Raw genomic sequence first — 2,181 nt, 5'->3', positions numbered from 1 at the left:
AAGCTTATTAGAGTCGATGTCCGGTATTATCCGGAGCACCTCTCCTTCAAAGCCGTGCGTGAGACTTTCATCTCACACGGCTCCTAGATTCTCTCAACCTCTCGGCTTGCCTTTTGGCTTGCTCCAGTGAATTTGTTGGTGGCAGCTTTGATGAATTGCTGCTAGGTTCTTTAGCTTCCAATTGTCGTGGTTTCCATCTACATGATGAAGGTGTACAGATTCGTCGCAATTGAACATTAACCCGCAATATTCACAAGAATGGTTTTGTCGTTTCAAAGCCTTGGACGTATGATTGTCGTAGAGCGTACTTTTCCGTTTGCTCCAATAGACTAAGTCTCCATCGTAAGGGGACTTAGTCCCTGTGACCATAGTGTGTCCAAAACGTTTAGTCCTTACTGTAGGGAATGCCTTTTTGCATAATTCCACTGCTTCATAGCGGTTCATTTTCTTTTCGATGAGGAATTTTCTTTTTGCCGCTTTGTTAGGGAACCATAGACTATCCCGAGAATCGCTCATATCACACCATTTATGGTAGTTTCGCCATCCTCTTACAATGGGAGCTAGTTTTTTGGCTTTGACCTTTGCACCATAATTCGAGCTATTGACTACGGCTTTAATCTTCTCGCGTATTTTCCTATGATTATCCGCTGAGGGTTTACAATGGAATGTTCCGCTTGGCTTGACTCGCATCTGCCAGCCAAGGAAGTCAAAACCGTCTGTCGTTTTGGTTATCTTGGTCTTTTCTTGACTGATTTCGAGACCTCGTTCTTCCAGAAATTTTTCCACTTTTTGAAGAATTTTTCCGGCGTCATCTTTTGGTTTTAAAAATATCACCATGTCGTCTGCATAGCGGACGGATGGATGGATATCTTCTATTCCATCAAGTGCGATATTGGCTAAAAGGGGGCTAACCACTCCTCCCTGGGGAGTTCCTTGTTCAGGGAATTCCGGGCTGATGCCAGCTTTTAAACACCTGAAGACCCCTTTCTTCACATGTGCTGGTGCTATCAACCTATCCATGATGGATTTATGAGAAATGCGGTCAAAACACTTTTTAATATCTAGCTCAATTACCCTTTTAGTGATGCCTTTTTTTCCTTTATTCAGGTTGGTGAATATGTACATTTGGGCATCATGTGCGCCTCGCCCAGTCCTAAACCCGTAACTCCGGGCGTGAAAGATAGCTTCGTGCGCAGGTTCGAGGGTGTATTTTACTAGACATTGCCATGCTCTATCAGCGATAGTTGGTATTTTAAGCATCCGGGTTTTCCCATTCTTTTTAGGGATTGGTACTTCCCTTAGTCCGCTATGAAACCAGGTGTGGCCATAGTGGTTCAGATTGTCTACCAATTCAATTCGCTCTCGGTAATTGAGGTTTTCCTTTCCATCAATTCCGGCAGTGCGTTTACCCTGATTTAATTGAGTCACTTGACGAACGGCCAAAAGTTGAGCTGAACGGGATTTCATAATCAGTTTTTGTAAAGACCGAGCTTTCCTCAAGTCGCCAGCCTGAACTGCTTTATATATTCTTCTTTGTAGGCGGAATAAGTTTTGGCGGAGTTTCTTCCACTTCTGACTTTTCCAAAGTTCGCTATGTGAATTCATGCGTCTAACCATACTCTACTTTGGTTGAACATATTCTGAGAACCCGTGCCCAGTTTTGAACACATCTTACCCGACAGTAGGGATTAGACTTGGCATAGTTTACCGGGGTTTCGACCGTTCCCCAGACCTATTATTGCTGTCGTTTTTACTCGTTCCATCCTGAAGATTGTTTTGGCGATTTAGGTCAGTTCAATTTGCCTATTCTCCTCTCAGAGATTACGGATATCGTAGTAATGACTCCGTGAGAGTAGAGAATTTATTCCACATATTTTATTCAGGTTGTGGTTGCCGTCTTAGACACTTTTTTAGAACTACTTAGACCTTGTCGCCTCCCCGTTAGCGCCAGTGTTGTTACCTGCTTTTGGTCAACTGATTGCGCCCTGTTACCAGCGTCACTCTGTGAGTTGCCGCTCACTCGGTGTGGTCAGATAGGGAGTCACTTGTCTCTTCAAGGGTGGGACTTTCACCCACATCCTGAGGATAGTTAGGATTTTTGAGGTTAGACCTCACGAATCCCCCTAATCATACCCCTTTCTATTACGAAAGGCTCCTATTAGGAACGAGCCGCACTACTAC

The 2,181-nt window shown here is 44.2% G+C and carries 1 protein-coding gene; it reads right to left on the bottom strand.

What is annotated here, in order from left to right; translation table 11 throughout:
- Positions 1 to 93: 93 nt before the first annotated feature.
- Positions 94 to 1,617 carry a group II intron reverse transcriptase/maturase gene (locus F6K64_RS37915; protein ID WP_502708004.1) on the bottom strand — a complete coding sequence of 508 codons (1,524 nt, stop codon included), beginning with the start codon at positions 1,615 to 1,617 and terminating at the stop codon, positions 94 to 96.
- Between the last annotated feature and the right edge of the window lie 564 nt (positions 1,618 to 2,181).

Source organism: Moorena sp. SIO3A2, from assembly GCF_010672265.1.
GTDB classification, from domain to species: Bacteria; Cyanobacteriota; Cyanobacteriia; order Cyanobacteriales; family Coleofasciculaceae; genus Moorena; species Moorena producens.
Note: the sequence above shows the minus strand (reverse complement) of the source record. Positions and strands in the feature narration are given on the sequence as shown.